Raw genomic sequence first — 17,334 nt, 5'->3', positions numbered from 1 at the left:
GACCCTCAATGGCCATCGGCTGACGAAGGAGTCCGAAGGTGCCGTCGATGCTCGATGCGGTCGTGGTGGGTGCGGGGCCGAACGGACTGACCGCTGCCGTGGAGCTGGCCCGTCGCGGCTTTTCCGTGGCCGTGTTCGAGGCGCGTGACACGGTCGGCGGAGGAGCCCGCACCGAGGAGCTGACCCTCCCCGGCTTCCGGCACGACCCGTGCTCCGCCGCGCACCCCCTCGGTGTCAACTCGCCCGTGTTCCGGACCATGCCGCTCGACCGCTACGGCCTTGAGTGGCTGCACCCCGAGCTGCCCATGGCCCACCCCTTCACCGACGGCACCGCGGCCGTGCTGGCCCGGTCGGTCGCCGAGACCGCCGCCTCCTTCGGGCCGCGCGACGCGGGCACGTACCGCAGGCTGGTGCATCCGTTCCTGAGCAAGTGGGACACCCTGGCCCGCGACTTCATGTCCCTGCCCCTCACCGCGCTCCCCCGGGACCCGGTCACGCTCGCCAGGTTCGGCCTGGTCGGGCTGCCGCCGTCGACGTGGCTGATGCGGCGCTTCCGCGACGAGCGGGCCAGGACCCTGTTCGCCGGCCTCGTCGCGCACGTCATGGCGCCCCTGGGCGGCTTCGCCACCGGCGCCATCGGCCTGGTCTTCGCCCTCGCCGCGCACGCCCGCGGCTGGCCCGTGGCCCGCGGCGGCTCCCAGTCCATCTCCGACGCCCTCACCGCCTATCTCAAGGACCTCGGCGGCACCGTCCACACCGACTACGAGGTCAAGCGGCTCGACGATCTGCCGCCCGCGCGGGCGTACGTCTTCGACACCTCGCCCACCGCGCTGGCCCGCATCGCCGGCTTCGGCCGCTACTACGAGGGCTTCCGCTACGGCCCCGGCGTGTTCAAGATCGACTACGCGCTGGACGGCCCGGTGCCGTGGACGTCGTCGGACGCCCGCCGCGCGGGCACGGTGCAGATCGGCGCGAACAGCGCGGAGATCGCCACCGCGCTGCGCGCCGCGTCCCGGGAGGGCCGGGCACCCGGCAAGCCGTTCATGATCACGGTGCAGCCCGGCGTCGTCGACCCCACCCGGGCCCCCGCGGGCAAGCAGGTCTTCTGGGCGTACGGGCACGTGCCGAACGGCTGGACCGGAGACCTCACGGACGCCCTCGAACGTCAACTGGAGCGCTTCGCCCCGGGGTTCCGCGACCGCGTCCTCGCCCGCGCGACGGCGGGCCCGGCCGAACTCGTCGCCCGCAACGCCAACTACATCGGCGGCGACATCGGCTCCGGCGCGGCCTCCGGACTCCAACTCCTGCTCAGGCCCAAGCTGTCGCTCTTCCCCTACCGCACCCCGCACCCGGCGGTCTTCATCTGCTCGTCGGCCACTCCGCCCGGTCCCGGCGTGCACGGCATGTCCGGGCACAACGCGGCCAAGGCGGTCTGGCGGCGGCTGCGGCAGGAGCCCTGAGACCGAGCCGACTCAAACGACCTACCTTTACCGGTAGTTCGGGACCCGCGTAAGAGAAATCCGTGTTCTCTTTGTCACTTCTCTTACCGGGCGGTAGGTACCTGAAGGGCCAACAGCCCCCGAGTAGGGTGCGGCCATGAAAGATCGGAAAGCGGTTGTCCGCTTCGGATCCCGGTCTGCCGTGCGCCTCGCCGACCTCGCGCAGCTTGTCAGGGCGCCGGCCGCGCTGAGTGTCCCCGGTGACGTGATCGCGGGTGCAACCGCCGCCGGACGCCCGCTGGGCGCCCGTACGTTCGGCGTGATCGGTTCCTCCGTCTGCCTCTACTGGGCCGGCATGGCCCTCAACGACTACGCCGACGCCACGGTCGACTCCGTCGAGAGGCCCGAGCGGCCGGTGCCGTCGGGTCGCGTTCCTCGGCGTACGGCTCTCGCGGTGGCCGGCGGGCTCACCGCGGCGGGGCTGGGGCTTGCGGCCGCCGCGGGGGGTCGTCGCAGTGTGGGCGCCGCGCTGCCCTTGGCCGGGCTGGTGTGGGCGTATGACCTGAGGCTCAAGTCGACCCCGGCGGGGGGCTTCGCCATGGCGGGGGCTCGGGTTCTGGACGTGTTGGCGGGAGCGGTTGTGCCTGGGCCGGGTGCGGAGTCGGTCGGCGTCGCGCTTCGTCGTGCCGCCGTGCCTGCCGGGCTGGTCGGCGTCCATACCGGCACGTTGATGGCGCTCAGTCGGCACGAGGTCGGTGGGGCGCCGGTGCGGGTTCCTGTCGGGACTCTTGCTGTGTCGGCAGTGACTGCGATTGCCACGGCCGTTCCAGTGGTCCGAGGCGAAGCCGGGAGTGCCGCGAAAAGTTGTGTGTCGTCTGCCGCGCCGTCGGGGCTGGTCGCGCAGTTCCCCGCGCCCCTGAAGGGCGTTGCCGTTGCCGCTCGTTCCAAGATGGTCCGCACCGCCCTCACCGCCGCCGCCTCCGGAAAGTTCCGGATCGCCGTCACCGCCGCCGGTGCTCTTGCCTACCTCGGCACCTACGGCACCGCCCAGGCCCGTGCCGTGCAAAAGCCCTCGGCCGAGAACGTACGGCGTGCCGTCGGGGCCGGGATCATGGGGCTGATGCCCCTTCAGGCGGCGCTGACCGCACGTGGCGGGGCGCCTGCCGTGGCCGCCGCGCTCGGCGTCGTCCATCCCCTCGCGCGACGGCTCGCCCGACGCATATCCCCCACCTGAGACCCACCACCTCCGTGTGAGGAACGCGCACCATGAGACCTCCCCCCACCCCACTCAAGTTCGGCTACGGCACCAACGGCTTCACCCACCACCGGCTGACCGACGTCCTCGTCGTCCTCGCCGACCTCGGCTACGACGGCGTCGCGCTCACCCTCGACCACGGTCACCTCGACCCGTACGCCGACGATCTGCCCCGGCGGGTCACCGCCCTCGCGCGGCAGCTCGCGCGGCACGGCCTGGACGTGACGGTGGAGACCGGAGCGCCGTACTTCCTCGATCCCTGGGGCAAGCACCTGCCCACGCTGATGTCGGACGGCTCCGAGCCGAGGATCGACCTGCTGCGCCGCGCCCTGCGGATCGCCGCCGACCTCGGCTCGCCCACCGTCCATCTGTGCAGCGGCCCGGCGCCCGTCGGGCTGCCCGAGCGGGACGCGTGGAAGCGGCTCGCGGCCGGTGTCGAGACCGTGCTGGAGTCGGCGGAGAAGTACGGGGTGGCGCTGGCCTTCGAGCCGGAGCCGTACATGTTCGTCGACACCGTCGAACGCTGTCTGCAACTCGCTCGGCTGGTCGGCGGGCACGAGCTGTTCGGTATCACCCTGGACGTCGGCCACGCACACTGTGTGGAGGAGCGTTCCGTGCTCGACTGCGTGCACCAGGCGGCACCGATCCTGCGCAACGTGCAGATCGAGGACATGCGGCGCGGCATCCACCAGCACCTCGAATTCGGCGCCGGCGAGATCGACTTCCCGCCTGTGCTGGATGCCCTGCGCGATCTGAACCACCGTGGTCCGGTCTCCGTGGAGATCCAGGGCGGCTCGCTCGACGCGCCCGACGTCGCCCGCCGCTCGATCGAGTTCCTGCGCGCGGCCGAACGTGCCGGCGCCCGCGTCTAGCCCCCTCCCCACCTCTTCCATTCGCCTCGACTCGCCCCACCCTCCCGGAAGTTGTCCCCCCATGGTTGTCACAACCGGCTCCCCCACGGCTCCGCCGGACCACCCCCGCCCCGCCCTGACCGACGTACTGGACCCCACCGCCCGCACCTGGCTGGACGACAGCGCCGCCAGGGTTGCCGCCGAACCCGGCGCCGTACGGCGTCTCTTCCCCGCCGCCCGAAGGCGCTGCGGACACGGGCGCCTCACCGCGTACTGGACCGTCGACGAGGCCGCCCGGGCCGTCCTGCTCACGGCCCTGCCCCTGCGCGGCCAGGCGCTCGCCGACGAGGTCACCCGCCTCCACCGGCACGGCGACCCGGCGGAGCAGCGCGCCGTCCTGCGCACCCTGCCGCTGCTCGACCTGGGCGACCTCGCGCTGCCCCTCGTACGGGAAACCCTGCGCGGCAACGACACCACCCTGATCGAGGCCGCCCTCGGCCCCTACGCCGCCGCGCACCTTCCGGACGCCGAGTACCGCCAGGCCGTACTGAAGTGCGTCTTCTGTGAGATCCCGCTCGACCGCGTCAGTGGCGTCGGCGCCCGCGCGGACCGCGAACTGGCCCGGATGCTCGCCGACTTCGCCCAGGAGCGGATCGTCGCGGGGCGGGACGTACCCGAGGACATCCTGCCCGTCGTCCGTGCCTTCCCGGACGTCATCGGCGCAGAACTCGACCAGGCACTCAAGGAAGAGGGCTGACCGTGCGGATCTTCGACCCCCATATCCACATGACCTCCCGGACGACCGACGACTACGAGGCGATGTACGCCGCCGGGGTGCGCGCGGTCGTCGAGCCCGCCTTCTGGCTGGGGCAGCCCCGCACCTCGCCCGAGAGCTTCTACGACTACTTCGACGGGCTGCTGGGCTGGGAGCCGCACCGCGCCGCCCAGTTCGGCATCCAGCACTTCTGCACCATCGCGCTCAACCCGAAGGAGGCGAACGACCCCCGCTGCCTCCCGGTCCTCGACGAACTGGACCGCTACCTCGCCAAGGACCGGGTCGTCGCCGTCGGCGAGATCGGCTACGACTCGATGACCCCGGAGGAGGACGAGGCGCTCGCCCGTCAGCTCCAGCTCGCCATCGAGCACGAGCTGCCGGCCCTCGTGCACACCCCGCACCGCGACAAGGCCGCCGGTACCCGGCGCACCCTGGACGTCGTACGGGAGTCGGGCATCGCCCCCGAACTCGTCGTCCTCGACCACCTCAACGAGCTCACCGTCGGCATGGTCCTCGACAGCGGCTGCTGGGCCGGGTTCTCGATCTACCCGAAGACCAAGATGAGCGAGGACCGGATGGTCGAGATCCTCAAAGAGCACGGGACAGCGCGGATGCTGGTCAACTCGGCTGCCGACTGGGGGCGTTCGGACCCGCTGAAGACGCGGAGGACCGCCGACGCCATGCTCGCCGCCGGGTTCGACGACGACGCCGTGGACGAGGTGCTGTGGCGCAACCCCGTCGCCTTCTACGGCCGGAGCGGACGGCTGGAGCTGGAGGAGCCCGAGCCGGACGAGGCGGCCACCTTCCAGGGCAACTCCATACGCCGCGGGGGAGCGTGAGCATCAGATGCGCTTCCTGCATCCCGACGGTACGACCGTCCACCTCGGCTACTGCAGCAACGTCCACCAGGCGGAGGACCTCAAGGGCGTGATCGCCCAGCTCGCGCAGTACGCCGAGCCCGTGCGTGAGCGCCTCGGCGCCGACCGGCTCGGGATCGGCCTGTGGCTGGCGCGCCCGGTGGTCACCGAACTCGCCGACGACGAAGCGGCGTTGGAGCGACTGAGGACGGAGCTGCGGGCACGCGGCCTGGAGACCGTCACCCTCAACGCCTTTCCGTACGCCGGATTCCACCGCGAGGTCGTCAAGAAGGACGTCTATCTGCCCGACTGGGCCGACGAGGCCCGGCTGAAGTACACCCTGGACTGCGCCCGCGTCCTGGCCGCCCTCCTCCCGGACGACGTCGGCCACGGCAGCGTCTCCACACTGCCGCTCGCGTGGCGCACCCCGTGGACGCGCGCCTGTGCCGACGAGGCCAGGCACGCCCTGGACCGGCTGACCACCGGGCTCGCCGCGCTGGAAGCGTGGACGGGCCGCCGTATCCGCGTCGGCTTCGAACCGGAACCCGGGTGCGTCGTCGAGACCACCACCCAGGCGGTACGGGAACTGCGCGGACTGGACCCCGACCGGCTCGGCGTCTGCCTCGACGCCTGCCATCTCGCCGTGCAGTTCGAGGAGCCGGCCGAGGCGCTGCGGCGGCTCGCGGAGGCCGGGCTGCCCGTGGTCAAACTCCAGGCGTCCTGCGCGGTGGAGGCCGAGCACCCGGCCGACCCGGCCGCCCGCGCGGCCCTGCACCGGCTCGCCGAACCCCGGTTCCTGCACCAGACCCGCACGCCGGCCGACGGTGACGTCCTCGCCGCCGACGACCTCCCGGACGCCCTCGACGGTGACCTGCCCGCCGACGGCGGCCCCTGGCGGGTCCACTTCCACGCCCCGCTGCACACCGAGCCCGAACCCCCGCTGCGCACCACCGCCGGCCAGCTCGACCAGGTCCTCGCCGGCCTGCTGGGCGCAGCCTCGGCCGGCTGCGACCACATCGAGGTCGAGACCTACACCTGGTCCGTCCTCCCCGAACCGCCCACCGACCTGCCCGGCGGCATCGCCGCCGAACTCGCCTGGGCCCGGGACCGGTTGACCGGCCTCGGCCTCAAGGAGGACCCCTCATGACCGCATCGGCGAACCGCGTGGTCGTACTCGACATCGTCGGTCTGACCCCGAATCTCCTCCGGCACATGCCCGCCGTGGCAGCCCTCGGCGAGCGCGGCTTCCAGTCCCGCCTCGACACCGTGCTCCCCGCCGTGACCTGCACCGTCCAGTCCACCCTGCTCACCGGCGAACCCCCGGCCACGCACGGCGCCGTGGCCAACGGCTGGTACTTCCGCGACCTCGGCGAAGTCATGCTGTGGCGCCAGCACAACGCGCTCGTCGGCGGCGAGAAGATCTGGGAGACGGCCCGCAAGGCGAACCCCGACTACAAGGTCGCCAACATCTGCTGGTGGTACGCGATGGGAGCCGACGTCGACTGGACCGTCACCCCGCGCCCCGTCTACTACTCCGACGGCCGCAAGGAACCCGACTGCTACACCTGGCCGCCGTCCCTGCACGACGAACTCACCGACCGGCTCGGCCCGTTCCCCCTCTTCACCTACTGGGGCCCGAACGCGGGCATGCCCTCCACCCAGTGGATCCTGGCCGCCGCCCGCCAGGTCTTCGACGAACACCGCCCCGACCTCACACTCGTCTACATCCCGCAGATGGACTACGAGCCCCAGCGCTCCGGCCCCGGCTCACCCGCCACCATCGCCGCGGCCCGCCGACTCGACGACGCCCTAAGCCCGTTGATCGACCACTTCCTGAGCGCGGGCGCCACCGTCGTCGCGCTCAGCGAGTACGGCATCACGCCCGTCTCCCGCCCGGTCGACATCAACCGCGCCCTGCGCCGGGCAGGCCTGCTGGAGGTGTACACGCAGGACGGCATGGAGTACCTCGACCCCTGGACCTCGCGCGCCTTCGCGGTCGCCGACCACCAGGTCGCCCACGTCTACGTCCGCGACCCGGCCGACATCGACGCGGTCGCGAAACTGGTCGGTGAACTCGACGGCGTGGACCAGGTGCTGGACGCCGACGGCAAGGCGGCCCACGGCCTGGACCACGAGCGCTCGGGCGAGCTCGTCGCACTCGCCGACCCCGACGCCTGGTTCACGTACTACTACTGGCTGGACGACGATCGGGCCCCCGACTTCGCCCGCCAGGTCGAGATCCACCGCAAGCCCGGCTACGACCCCGCCGAGCTGCTCTACGACGAGACCGTCCCCGCGGTGAAGCTGCGCGCCGTCGGCCAGGTCGCCCGCAAGAAGCTCGGCTTCCGCTACCGCCTCAAGACCGTCCCGCTGAACCCGTCCGGCGTCCGCGGCAGTCACGGCCGGCTGCCCGCCGACCCCGACCACGGCCCCGTACTGCTGTGCTCGGAGCCGGACGGAGCGAGGGAGGCGTACGCGGCGACGGAGGTCAAGTCGCTGCTGCTGGATCTCGCGGGCCTGCCCACGGAAGGAACGGAGAAATGACGATCCACCCGCCGCTCCCCACCATCCGGCCCCTGCTCGACCCGGCCCCCGAATACGCCAAGTGGCAGTCCGAGGAGCCGATCCGCCGGGTCACGATCCGGGGCGACAACAGCCCCTGGCTGATCACCCGGTACGAGGACGCCCGTACGGTCCTGGCCGACGAGCGTTTCAGCGCCGACGCCAACCACCCCGACTTCCCCCACACCCGACCGGGCGCCCCGCCGCAGGCCCCCGGCCTCTTCCACCAGATGGACCCGCCGGACCACACCCGGCTGCGCCGCATGCTGATCCCCGACTTCACCTTCCGGCGCATCGAGCAGCTGGACGGCGCCATCCAGCGGATCTGCGACGACCTCCTGGACGCGATGACCGGCGGCGACGCGACGGAGGCCGACCTGGTCGCCTCGTACGCGCTGCCCCTGCCCACCCTCGCCATCTGCGAACTGCTCGGCGTCCCCTACGAGGACCACGGCTTCTTCCGGGAGAAGTCCAACGCCCTCACCAGCGTCGCCGGCGACCCGGCCGAGGCGATGGCCGCCCGCATGGCGCTCTACGGCTATCTGCGCGGCCTCATCGAGCGGCGCACGCACGACCCCGCCGACGACCTGATCTCCCGTCTGGCCACGGAACGCGTCGCGACCGGCGAGGCCACGCTCGACGAGGCGACCGGCATGGTCTCCCTGCTCCTCCTGGCCGGCCACGAGACGACGGCGAACATGTTCCCGCTGGCCGTGATCGCCCTGCTGCACAACCCCGCCGGGCTGGACGCCCTGCGCGCCGACGACACGCTGTGGCCGGGCGCGGTGGAGGAACTCCTGCGCCATCTGACCGTCATCCACTCCGGGATACGGCGGGTCGCCACCGAGGACGTCGACCTGTCCGGCGTCCGTATCCGCGCGGGAGAAGGCGTGGTGGTGGCGTTGCAGTCCGCCAACCGCGACCCGTCCGTGTACGCCGACCCCGACGCCCTCGACGTCCGCCGGGACGCGAGCGGCCACGTCGCCTTCGGGCACGGCCTGCACCAGTGCCTCGGCCAGTCGCTGGCCCGCGCCGAACTCCGCCTCGGCCTGTCCACCCTGTTCCGCAGGCTCCCGAACCTGCGCATGACGGCCCCGCCCGAGTCGCTCGCCCTGTCGGCGAGCACGGTCCACGGGGTGCGCTCGCTGCCGGTCGCCTGGTCATGACCGGCCGACGGTGCCCATGGCTGCTATAGAGGCAGTCATGACCACCATCAGGCTCGTCCAGGGCGACATCACGCGAGAGTCCGTCGACGCGATCGTCAACGCCGCGAACTCCTCCCTCCTCGGCGGGGGAGGAGTCGACGGTGCGATCCACCGCCGGGGCGGCCCGGCGATCCTGGCGGAGTGCCGCGAGCTGCGCGCCTCCCGGTACGGCAAGGGTCTGCCGACCGGGCAGGCGGTCGCCACGACGGCGGGGGAGCTGGACGCACGCTGGGTGATCCATACGGTGGGCCCGGTCTGGGCGGCCACCGAGGACCGCTCCGAGCAGCTGGCCTCCTGCTACCGGGAGTCGCTTCGGGTGGCCGACGAGCTGGGTGCCAGGACGGTCGCCTTCCCCGCCGTCTCCACCGGCGTCTACGGCTGGCCGATGGACGACGGCGCCCGGATCGCGGTCGCGACCGTGCGGGCGGCGAAGACGTCGGTCGAGGAGGTCAGATTCGTCCTCTTCGACAAGGCGGCGTACGAGGAGTTCGCCCGGCAGGCCGGGTGAGCGCGGTCCGCCGTCAGAGGTCCAGCAGATCCCGCGTCCGTACCGGCAGGCCCGTCTCGAAGGAGCGGTTCGCGGCGAGGCCGGTGACCAGGGAGCGGGCGCCGTCGGCCGCGTCCGCCGCGCGGTGCAGGGGGTCCGGCGCCCGGGTGCCGAAGAGGTCCACCAGCATGCGTACGTCACCGCCGCCGTGCCCGCCCTCGCCGGTCGCCACCTTGATCTCGCGCGGCTTCTCCCAGAAGCGGCGCAGCAGCAGCTCGGTGCGTCCGGCGGTCTCCTCCACCTCGGCGCCGTGCAGGACGGGGTCGGAGGTGTCCGTGCGCGGCCGGGGGCGGGTCCACGTCGACTCCTCCACCAGCAGCTCCAGGCGCCCTTCGCTGCCGTTGAAGGCGATCCGGTAGCCCTCCCAGGGGGAGTACGCCGTCAGGTGGTAGGTGAGGGTGGCGCCGGTGGCGTAGCGGACCAGGACCGCCATGTCGTCCTCGATGCTCACGCCGGGCGCGAACACGTTCCGGTCGCGGTGGTAGCCGTCCTCCGCCTCCGCGTCCAGGTACAGGGCACTGAGCAGGGGCGAGTCGGCCAGGTGTACGGCGAAGGGGTCGGTCCCGGCGGCGGGGGAGCCGTGGGCGCGGTCGTAGTCACGGGCGAGGCCGCGGCGCCGGCCGGCCTCGTCGCCGTAGAAGAACAGGCCGCCCTGCGCGTAGACGGTCTCGGGACGGCTGCCCAGCCACCAGTTGACCAGGTCGAAGTGGTGTGTGGACTTGTGCACCATCAGGCCGCCGGAGTTGGCCTTGTCGCGGTGCCAGCGGCGGAAGTAGTCGGCGCCGTGCCGCAGATCGAGCAGCCACTCGAAGTGCACCGAGCCGACCTCGCCGATCTCCCCGGACGCGACGATCTCCCGTACCGCCGAATGCACCGGGTTGTAACGGTAGTTGAAGGCGACCCGCACCTCGCGGCCGGTGCGCTGCTGTGCGTCGAGGATGCGGCGGGCCTTGTCGGCGTCCGTGGTCATGGGCTTCTCGGTGACGACATCGCAGCCGGCCTCCAGAGCCCGCACGATGTAGTCGTCGTGGGTGTGGTCCACCGTGCACACCACGACCAGGTCGATCCGCTCGCGCCGCAGCATCTCGTCGAAGTCCCCGGCTCCGTACGACGGTACGGGCGCCCGGCCCGGGTGGGCATCCGCGAGCCAGGCGTTGTGGACGGCCATGCGGTGGGAGTTGACATCGCAGAATCCGGCCGGCTCGAACCGTTCCGCATGGGGACCGGCCAGGGCCTCGGTGAACAGCCGGGCACGGGCACCCAGACCGGCCACGGCGGCGCGACGGTGTGCGGTGTCGGGGGGCATGCAGGACTCCCATAGGTTCGGTATGTCGAACGTCATGCGTAACTGCGACCAGAACATAGGGGTGAGCGCTGACCCCGTCAATGAAACCGACCGCGTGCCTGTCTACCGTGGACCCATGACGGCATCCCTGGACGTGCTGGTGGTCGGCGCCGGGCCCACAGGGCTCGCGCTCGCCGCGCAACTGCGCTCCTACGGAACCGAGTTCCGCATCGTCGACCGCTCCCTCGACCGGGTGCGCGAGTCCAGGGCGCTCGGCATCCAGCCCCGCACCCTGGAAGCGCTGGCGGGGTTCGGTGTCACCGACCGGCTCGTGGCCCGGGGCAATCCCGCGGTGCGGCTGAGCCTGCACCTGACCCGGCGCACGGTGTCGGTGCCGCTCTTCGACATCGGGGTGACCGACACGCCGTACCCCTTCCTGCTGTTCCTCTCGCAGGCCGAGACGGAGAGCGTGCTCGCCGAGCATCTGGCGGCGGGGGAGGTGCCCGTCGAGCGCGGCACCGAGCTGGTCGGGCTGGAGCGGCAGGGCTCCCACGTCGTCTGCCGACTGCGCGGCCGGGACGGTACGGAGGAAGCCGTGACGGCGCGCTACGTCGTGGGCTGCGACGGCGCACACAGCACGGTGCGCGCCGAGGCCGGCATCGGCTTCGAGGGCTACTCCTATCCGCACACCTATCTGCTCGCCGACCTGGAGGTGGACGGGCTGGAGCCGGGCTCCGTGCACTCCTACATGACCGGGGGCGGGATGGTGTTCTTCTTCCCGCTGGTCACGCCGGCATCCTGGCGCATGCTCGCCGTGCGGCCGGCCGACGCACCGGACGGCGAGGTGACGGTGCCGCTGCTGCAACGGATCGCCGAGCGGTACGGCGCGCAGGGACTGGTCCTGCGGGATCCCGTCTGGATGACCGACTTCCGGCTCCACAACCGCGGGGCCGCCCACTACCGTTCCGGACCCGTTTTCCTGGCGGGCGACGCCGCCCACATCCACAGTCCGGCCGGGGCGCAGGGCATGAACACCGGCATACAGGACGCCCTCAACCTGGGCTGGAAACTCGCCCTCGGGTGCCGGGGCGCCGCACCGCAGGAGCTGCTGGAGACGTACGCGAGCGAGCGTGCCCCGGTCGGCCGCGAGGTACGGCGGTTCACCGACCGCGCGTTCGTCATCGGCACCAGCCCCCACCCCGTCCTGCGCTTTGCCCGCGAGCAACTCGTCCCGCGCCTGGCCCCGTTGGCGGTGCGCGCGACGATGCCCCGCCGCCGGGTCTTCCGTACCGTCTCCGAACTCGGCATCCACTACCGCCGCAGCCCCGCCTCGACGACGGGCACCCGATCGCTCCGCCGCGGACCACGCGCCGGGGACCGCCTGCCCGACCGGCCGCACGGGCTCCAGGCCCGCGTCGCCGCACCCGGCTGGCATCTGCTCCTGACCGGACCCCCGCGCCTCTGGCCGGACCAGCGGCTCGCCCCGCTCCTGGCCGGCCGGACCGATCTGATCACCGTGCACCGCCTCGCCGACCGGAGCCCCTGGCCGGGCGTCGCCCAGGCGCTCGTACGCCCCGACGGCCACGTCGGCTACGTCGCGCGCGGTGCCGGCCTGGAGGGGCTGCGCGCCTACGCCGCCCGCTGGCTGCCGATCGCCACCGCGTGACACCACGGGTGAACGGTTCGCGGCGCTGATCCGTACCACTCTGCGCGCCGTCACACCGAGGAAGCACCGGGGAAGAATCGTGCAGTCACACCGAGGAAGCATCGGCCGTATCGCGACGGTCGGCAGTCTGGCCCTCCTGCTCCTGACCACCGCGTGCGGCGGAGGTGAGGACGACGGAGCCGCCGCGAAGAGCACCCCGGCGAATGTCTCCGCCACCGTCGCCGGCGTCGTGGCCCCGGCGAAGGTCGAGGTGATCGCCGGCCTGACGGGCTGCAAGGTCAAGATCCGGACCGAGGCCGACGAACTGCGCGAGGGCGTCTGCCACACGAAGAAGGGCGACTACCTCATCACCACGTTCCCGCAGGAGAAGTTCAAGCTCACCTGGCTGGACGCGGCTGCCGTCTACGGCGGCAAGTACCTCGTGGGCACCCGCTGGGTGGTCAGCGCGAAGCCGGAGGTGCTGGACCGGCTCCGGCCCCAACTGGGCGGAAAAATCCAGCAGTTGCGGGGTGTGGGCCCGAAGCCCGCGCCGAGCGCGTCGTAGCGCCGCCGTCGGCGGAGGCGGCCCCGGGTCGTCCGGCGCGGCTCACTCAGTCGTGTCGCTGATGCCCAGGCGCAGATGCTCCACGTGGTACACGGCCTGGTCGAGCAGCTCGGCGACATGGTGGTCGTGCAGCGCGTAGACGACCGAACGACCGCGCCGCTCACCCACCACCAGTCCCAGGTTGCGCAGCAGCCGCAGCTGGTGCGAGCAGGCGGACTGCTCCATGCCCACCTCCGCCGCCAGCTCCGTGGCGGGCAGCGGCCCCTCGCGCAGTCGCGCCAGGATCAGCAGGCGGGAGGGGGTGGAGAGGGCCTGGAGGGTGGTGGCCACCTTGGCGACGTTGGCCGCGTCCAGGCGTACGCGCTCGGCTGCGTCCTGCGCGGCGGTGACGGCTCCATGACCCATGCCGGGTATCTTACTCATCGTACATGAACACATGAATGCTTCTTCATGTGTCTCGGATCGGGCTCGGGCGGGGCTCGGGTGATCCGGCGGCTCCCAGCCCAGCCGAGGTTGATGTCGGATTCTCGCCAGCCCGCCTCGCCCCGCGTGGACGATGCTGGACCCATGCAGAAGGGGATGCACACCGACACCGAGCGCTGCGTGCGCGCCGTCCAGTCCAAGGACGCCCGCTTCGACGGCTGGTTCTTCACCGCGGTCGTCACGACCGGGATCTACTGCCGGCCCAGTTGCCCGGTGGTCCCGCCCAAGCCGGAGAACATGCGGTTCCACCCGAGCGCCGCCGCCTGCCAGCAGGCCGGATTCCGGGCGTGCAAGCGCTGCCGGCCGGACACCAGCCCCGGCTCCCCGGAGTGGAACCAGCGCGCCGATCTCGTCGCCCGCGCGATGAGGCTCATCGCCGACGGAGTCGTGGACCGCGAGGGCGTCCCCGGCCTCGCCGCCCGCCTCGGCTACAGCACCCGGCAGATCGAACGCCAGCTTCTCGCCGAACTGGGCGCCGGCCCCCTCGCCCTGGCCCGCGCCCAGCGCGCCCAGGCGGCCCGCCTCCTCATCGAGACGACGCCCCTGCCCATGGCGGACATCGCCTTCGCGGCCGGGTTCGCGTCCATCCGCACCTTCAACGACACCGTGCGCGAGGTCTACGCCCTCGCCCCGACCGAGCTGCGCACCCGCGCGGCACCGCGCAGCAGCCCGGTGACTTCGGGATCTCCGGGGATTCCCGGGGTCTCGGCGAACACCGCCGGCGCCCTGACGCTGCGCCTGCCGTTCCGCGCCCCCCTCAACCCCGACAACCTCTTCGGCCACCTCGCGGCGACCGCGGTCCCCGGCGTGGAGGAGTGGCGGGACGGCGCGTACCGGCGCACGCTCAGGCTGCCGTACGGCCACGGCATCGTGTCGCTGACCCCCCAGCCCGACCACATCGCCTGCCGCCTCACCCTCAGCGACCTGCGCGATCTGACCGTCGCGATCAGCCGGTGCCGGCGGATGCTGGACCTGGACGCCGATCCGGTGGCGATCGACGACCAGTTGCGCACGGATCCGCTGCTGGCGCCCCTGGTCGACAAGGCGCCCGGCCGGAGGGTGCCGCGCACGGTCGACGAAGCGGAGTTCGCCGTACGGGCCGTGCTCGGCCAACAGGTCTCCACGGCGGCAGCCCGCACCCACGCGGCCCGTCTGGTCACCGCCCACGGCGAGCAGGTCGACGACCCCGAGGGCGGCCTCACCCACCTCTTCCCGGCCCCCGAGGCTCTGGCCTCGCTGGACCCGGAGACACTGGCGATGCCCCGCTCCCGCCGTACGACCTTCACCACCCTGGTCCGCCAACTCGCCGACGGCGAAGTCCGCCTGGGCCCGGACAGCGACTGGCCACAGACCCGGGCCCGGCTCCTGGCCCTGCCCGGCTTCGGCCCCTGGACGGTCGACGTCATCGCGATGCGCGCCCTCGGCGACCCCGACGCCTTCCTCCCCACCGACCTCGGAATCCGCCGCGCCGCCCAGGAGTTGGGCCTGCCGTCCACTCCCGCGGCCCTCACGGCCCGGGCGGCCGCGTGGCGCCCGTGGCGGGCGTACGCCGTCCAGTACCTGTGGGCGACGGACAGCCACCCGATCAACTTCCTCCCCGTCTGAGCACGTCAAGGACCTCCTGATGAAGCAGCACACCCTCATCGACAGCCCGTACGGCCCCCTCACGCTGGTCGCCGAGGACGGCGTCCTGTGCGGCCTCTACATGACCGACCAACGGCACCGACCACCGGAGGAGACCTTCGGCACCCGCGACGAGTCACTCTTCCGGGAGGCCGAGGACCAGCTGGAGGCCTATTTCGAGGGTGAGTTGAAGGAGTTCACCCTCGAACTCCGTCTGAGCGGAACACCGTTCCAGCGCAGCGTCTGGGAGCACCTACGGAAGATCCCGTACGGCGAGACCCGCTCCTACGGCGAACTCGCCGACACCCTCGGCAACTCCGGCGCCTCCCGCGCGGTCGGCCTCGCCAACGGCAAGAACCCGATCGGCATCATCGTCCCCTGCCACCGCGTCGTCGGCGCGAACGGCAGCCTCACGGGCTACGGCGGCGGCCTGGACCGCAAGCAGCGCCTGCTGGACTTCGAGAACGGAAGCGCGCTGTTCTGAGCCCCGGCTAGCCGACCCGCTCCGCAGCCCCGCGCTCCACGCAGAACTCGTTGCCCTCCGGGTCGGCCAGGACCGCCCAGCCCCGGCCGTCCGGGGTGCGGCGGTCGTCGACCAGGGCGGCGCCCAGGGTCAGGAGCCGCTCGACCTCCTCGTCACGGGTGCGGTCCTGCGGCTGAAGGTCCACATGGATCCGGTTCTTGAGGGTCTTGCGCTCCGGGACGGTGACGAACAGCAGGCCCGCGCCCTCGATCAACACCTCCTCGTCCCCGGGCTCGTCGTCCTCGTGCACGGGCAGGCCGAGCACCTGGGACCAGAAGCCGGCGAGGGCGTAGGCGTCGGCGGAGTCGATCGTCACATGGCGTATCCGAGAGGTCATGATCGCATTCTGGGCTACTCGCCCAGCCCGCGCAGCAGCTTCGGCAGCGCGGTGCCGATCGGCTCGCGGATCACCTCGTCGGCGCGGTCGTCGTACGGCGTCGGCTCGGCGTTGACGATGACGAGCCGGGCGCCGTGGTCGGCGGCGACGCCCGCGAGGCCTGCGGCGGGCTGCACCTGGAGGGTGGTGCCGACGGCGATGAACACCTGGCACGCCTTGGTGATCGCGACCGCCTCACCGAGGACCACCGGATCGAGCCGCTCGCCGAACATGACGGTCGCCGACTTGAGGACACCGCCGCACTCCAGGCACGGCGGGTCGTCCTCCCCCGCCTCGACCCGCGCGATCGCGTCCTCCATCGGCCCGCGGGCGTGGCACTTCGTGCAGACCACACTCCGCGCGCTGCCGTGCAGTTCGAGCACCTTGCGGGTGGGCATCCCGGCGAGCTGGTGCAGCCCGTCCACGTTCTGCGTGATCACCCGCACCGGCACCCCGGACCGCTCCAGCTCGGCCACCGCCCGGTGCGCCGCGTTGGGTTCGGCCTTGAGGGTGCGGTTCTTGCGTCGCATCTGCCACGAGCGCCGCCGGATCTCCGGGTCGCCCATGTAGTACTCGTACGTCACGAGCTTCTCGGCCTCGGGGTCCCGCCGCCACAGCCCGTTCGGCCCGCGGTAGTCGGGGATGCCGGAGTCGGTCGAGATACCGGCGCCGCTGAGGAGGGCGACGAGGGGCTTGGTCATGCTGCCGAGGGTAGGACGGGCGTCGTACGGGCCGCGAATGGATATTCGAGGTGCCCCGAGCCCGCCGCCGTCGGCCGGTCCGGTGCTCCCGCCGCCGGTCAGCCCACCCGGTGACCGTTCTCCAGCTCCACCGTTCCCCCGCCGTCCGCGAGCACGTCCAGTGCGGCCAGGACGCGGCGGCCCAGAGAGCCCGGCAGATGAGCCGTGATCTCCTCGCGCGCAACGAGCCGCCAGGACAGCAGCTCCTCCTCCTGCAACCGGATCGCCTTCAAGTCGTCCTCGCCGAGGACCCCGCCGTCGTACAGGTACGCCATCAGCGGCGGCCGCCCCGTGCCGTGCGACCAGTCCACCGCGAGCAGCCGGCCCAGGTCACGGTCCAGGCCGATCTCCTCGGCCGTCTCACGGCGCGCTCCCTGGCGGGGCGTCTCGCCGTCGTCGGACTCGATCGTGCCGCCCGGAAGCGCCCAGCCCTCGCGGTAGTTCGGCTCCACGAGCAGCACCCGGCCCTCGGCGTCCCGGAACAGGGCGGCGGCACCGGCGAGGATGCGGGGGAGCGTTGCGATGTACGCGGCGAAGTCAGGCGTGGTGGTCATTGGGGAAGCGTAACCAGCCCGGACACCCGGCCCCGCCCGTCGCCCGGAC

General features: G+C 72.2%; 18 protein-coding genes. 13 read left to right on the top strand and 5 right to left on the bottom strand.

Features of this window, described 5'->3' with window-relative positions:
* The first annotated feature begins 47 nt into the window (after positions 1-47).
* From OG331_RS12650 to OG331_RS12610, 9 genes are all read left to right on the top strand, one after another.
* Positions 48-1,460: a phytoene desaturase family protein gene (locus OG331_RS12650; RefSeq protein WP_406195189.1), complete on the top strand. Its 1,413-nt coding sequence runs from the start codon at positions 48-50 to the stop codon at positions 1,458-1,460.
* A gap of 136 nt (positions 1,461-1,596) precedes the next feature.
* Positions 1,597-2,673 (top strand): SCO3242 family prenyltransferase, encoded by a 1,077-nt coding sequence (locus OG331_RS12645; protein WP_406195187.1) that lies wholly within the window; start codon positions 1,597-1,599, stop codon positions 2,671-2,673.
* A 32-nt stretch (positions 2,674-2,705) separates the two neighbouring features.
* Positions 2,706-3,566: a sugar phosphate isomerase/epimerase family protein gene (locus OG331_RS12640; protein ID WP_406195184.1), complete on the top strand. Its 861-nt coding sequence runs from the start codon at positions 2,706-2,708 to the stop codon at positions 3,564-3,566.
* 61 nt (positions 3,567-3,627) lie between these two features.
* Positions 3,628-4,302, top strand: coding sequence for an EboA domain-containing protein (locus OG331_RS12635; RefSeq protein WP_406195182.1), 675 nt, complete (start codon positions 3,628-3,630; stop codon positions 4,300-4,302).
* Between the two features lie 2 nt (positions 4,303-4,304).
* Positions 4,305-5,159: a TatD family hydrolase gene (locus tag OG331_RS12630; RefSeq protein WP_406195180.1), complete on the top strand. Its 855-nt coding sequence runs from the start codon at positions 4,305-4,307 to the stop codon at positions 5,157-5,159.
* Between the two features lie 7 nt (positions 5,160-5,166).
* A complete protein-coding gene (eboE, locus tag OG331_RS12625) occupies positions 5,167-6,324 on the top strand; it encodes a metabolite traffic protein EboE (protein ID WP_406195177.1) in 1,158 nt (385 codons plus the stop codon).
* The gene (locus OG331_RS12620) at positions 6,321-7,721 is read left to right on the top strand and encodes an alkaline phosphatase family protein (protein WP_406195175.1); all 1,401 of its coding nucleotides are present in this window, start codon (positions 6,321-6,323) and stop codon (positions 7,719-7,721) included. Before eboE ends, OG331_RS12620 begins: the two co-directional genes overlap by 4 nt.
* Positions 7,718-8,905, top strand: coding sequence for a cytochrome P450 (locus OG331_RS12615; RefSeq protein WP_406195173.1), 1,188 nt, complete (start codon positions 7,718-7,720; stop codon positions 8,903-8,905). Before OG331_RS12620 ends, OG331_RS12615 begins: the two co-directional genes overlap by 4 nt.
* A gap of 37 nt (positions 8,906-8,942) precedes the next feature.
* The gene (locus tag OG331_RS12610) at positions 8,943-9,452 is read left to right on the top strand and encodes an O-acetyl-ADP-ribose deacetylase (RefSeq protein ID WP_406195170.1); all 510 of its coding nucleotides are present in this window, start codon (positions 8,943-8,945) and stop codon (positions 9,450-9,452) included.
* A gap of 13 nt (positions 9,453-9,465) precedes the next feature.
* On the opposite strand, the gene OG331_RS12605 is transcribed toward OG331_RS12610, so the two are convergent.
* A complete protein-coding gene (locus tag OG331_RS12605; RefSeq protein ID WP_406195167.1) occupies positions 9,466-10,797 on the bottom strand; it encodes a Gfo/Idh/MocA family protein in 1,332 nt (443 codons plus the stop codon).
* A gap of 115 nt (positions 10,798-10,912) precedes the next feature.
* Between OG331_RS12605 and OG331_RS12600 the strand changes: the two genes are divergently transcribed.
* Positions 10,913-12,442: an FAD-dependent monooxygenase gene (locus OG331_RS12600; RefSeq protein WP_406195164.1), complete on the top strand. Its 1,530-nt coding sequence runs from the start codon at positions 10,913-10,915 to the stop codon at positions 12,440-12,442.
* A gap of 79 nt (positions 12,443-12,521) precedes the next feature.
* Complete coding sequence (locus tag OG331_RS12595; protein ID WP_406195162.1) at positions 12,522-12,986, top strand: hypothetical protein; 465 nt, start codon at positions 12,522-12,524, stop codon at positions 12,984-12,986.
* 42 nt (positions 12,987-13,028) lie between these two features.
* Here OG331_RS12595 and OG331_RS12590 read toward each other — a convergent pair whose 3' ends face one another.
* The gene (locus OG331_RS12590) at positions 13,029-13,391 is read right to left on the bottom strand and encodes an ArsR/SmtB family transcription factor (protein ID WP_406195160.1); all 363 of its coding nucleotides are present in this window, start codon (positions 13,389-13,391) and stop codon (positions 13,029-13,031) included.
* 162 nt (positions 13,392-13,553) lie between these two features.
* Here OG331_RS12590 and OG331_RS12585 point away from each other — a divergent pair, with 162 nt between their 5' ends.
* Together OG331_RS12585 and OG331_RS12580 are read left to right on the top strand one after the other, a co-directional pair.
* A complete protein-coding gene (locus OG331_RS12585; protein ID WP_406195158.1) occupies positions 13,554-15,074 on the top strand; it encodes an AlkA N-terminal domain-containing protein in 1,521 nt (506 codons plus the stop codon).
* 19 nt (positions 15,075-15,093) lie between these two features.
* A complete protein-coding gene (locus OG331_RS12580; RefSeq protein WP_406195156.1) occupies positions 15,094-15,576 on the top strand; it encodes a methylated-DNA--[protein]-cysteine S-methyltransferase in 483 nt (160 codons plus the stop codon).
* 7 nt (positions 15,577-15,583) lie between these two features.
* Here the strand turns inward: OG331_RS12580 and OG331_RS12575 are convergent, their stop codons facing one another.
* From OG331_RS12575 to OG331_RS12565, 3 genes are all read right to left on the bottom strand, one after another.
* Entirely contained in the window at positions 15,584-15,952 is a 369-nt protein-coding gene (locus OG331_RS12575; protein WP_406195154.1) for a VOC family protein, read from the bottom strand.
* Positions 15,953-15,966: 14 nt separating this feature from the next.
* Positions 15,967-16,692 (bottom strand): SIR2 family NAD-dependent protein deacylase, encoded by a 726-nt coding sequence (locus OG331_RS12570; protein ID WP_406195152.1) that lies wholly within the window; start codon positions 16,690-16,692, stop codon positions 15,967-15,969.
* A gap of 98 nt (positions 16,693-16,790) precedes the next feature.
* On the bottom strand, positions 16,791-17,285 hold the full coding sequence (locus tag OG331_RS12565; RefSeq protein ID WP_406195149.1) for an NUDIX domain-containing protein: 495 nt from the start codon (positions 17,283-17,285) through the stop codon (positions 16,791-16,793).
* Between the last annotated feature and the right edge of the window lie 49 nt (positions 17,286-17,334).

Source organism: Streptomyces sp. NBC_01017 (assembly GCF_045162795.1).
Taxonomy (GTDB): domain Bacteria; phylum Actinomycetota; class Actinomycetes; order Streptomycetales; family Streptomycetaceae; genus Streptomyces; species Streptomyces machairae.
The sequence above is the reverse complement of the archived record's forward strand: the minus strand, read 5'-3'. Positions and strand labels throughout refer to the sequence as shown.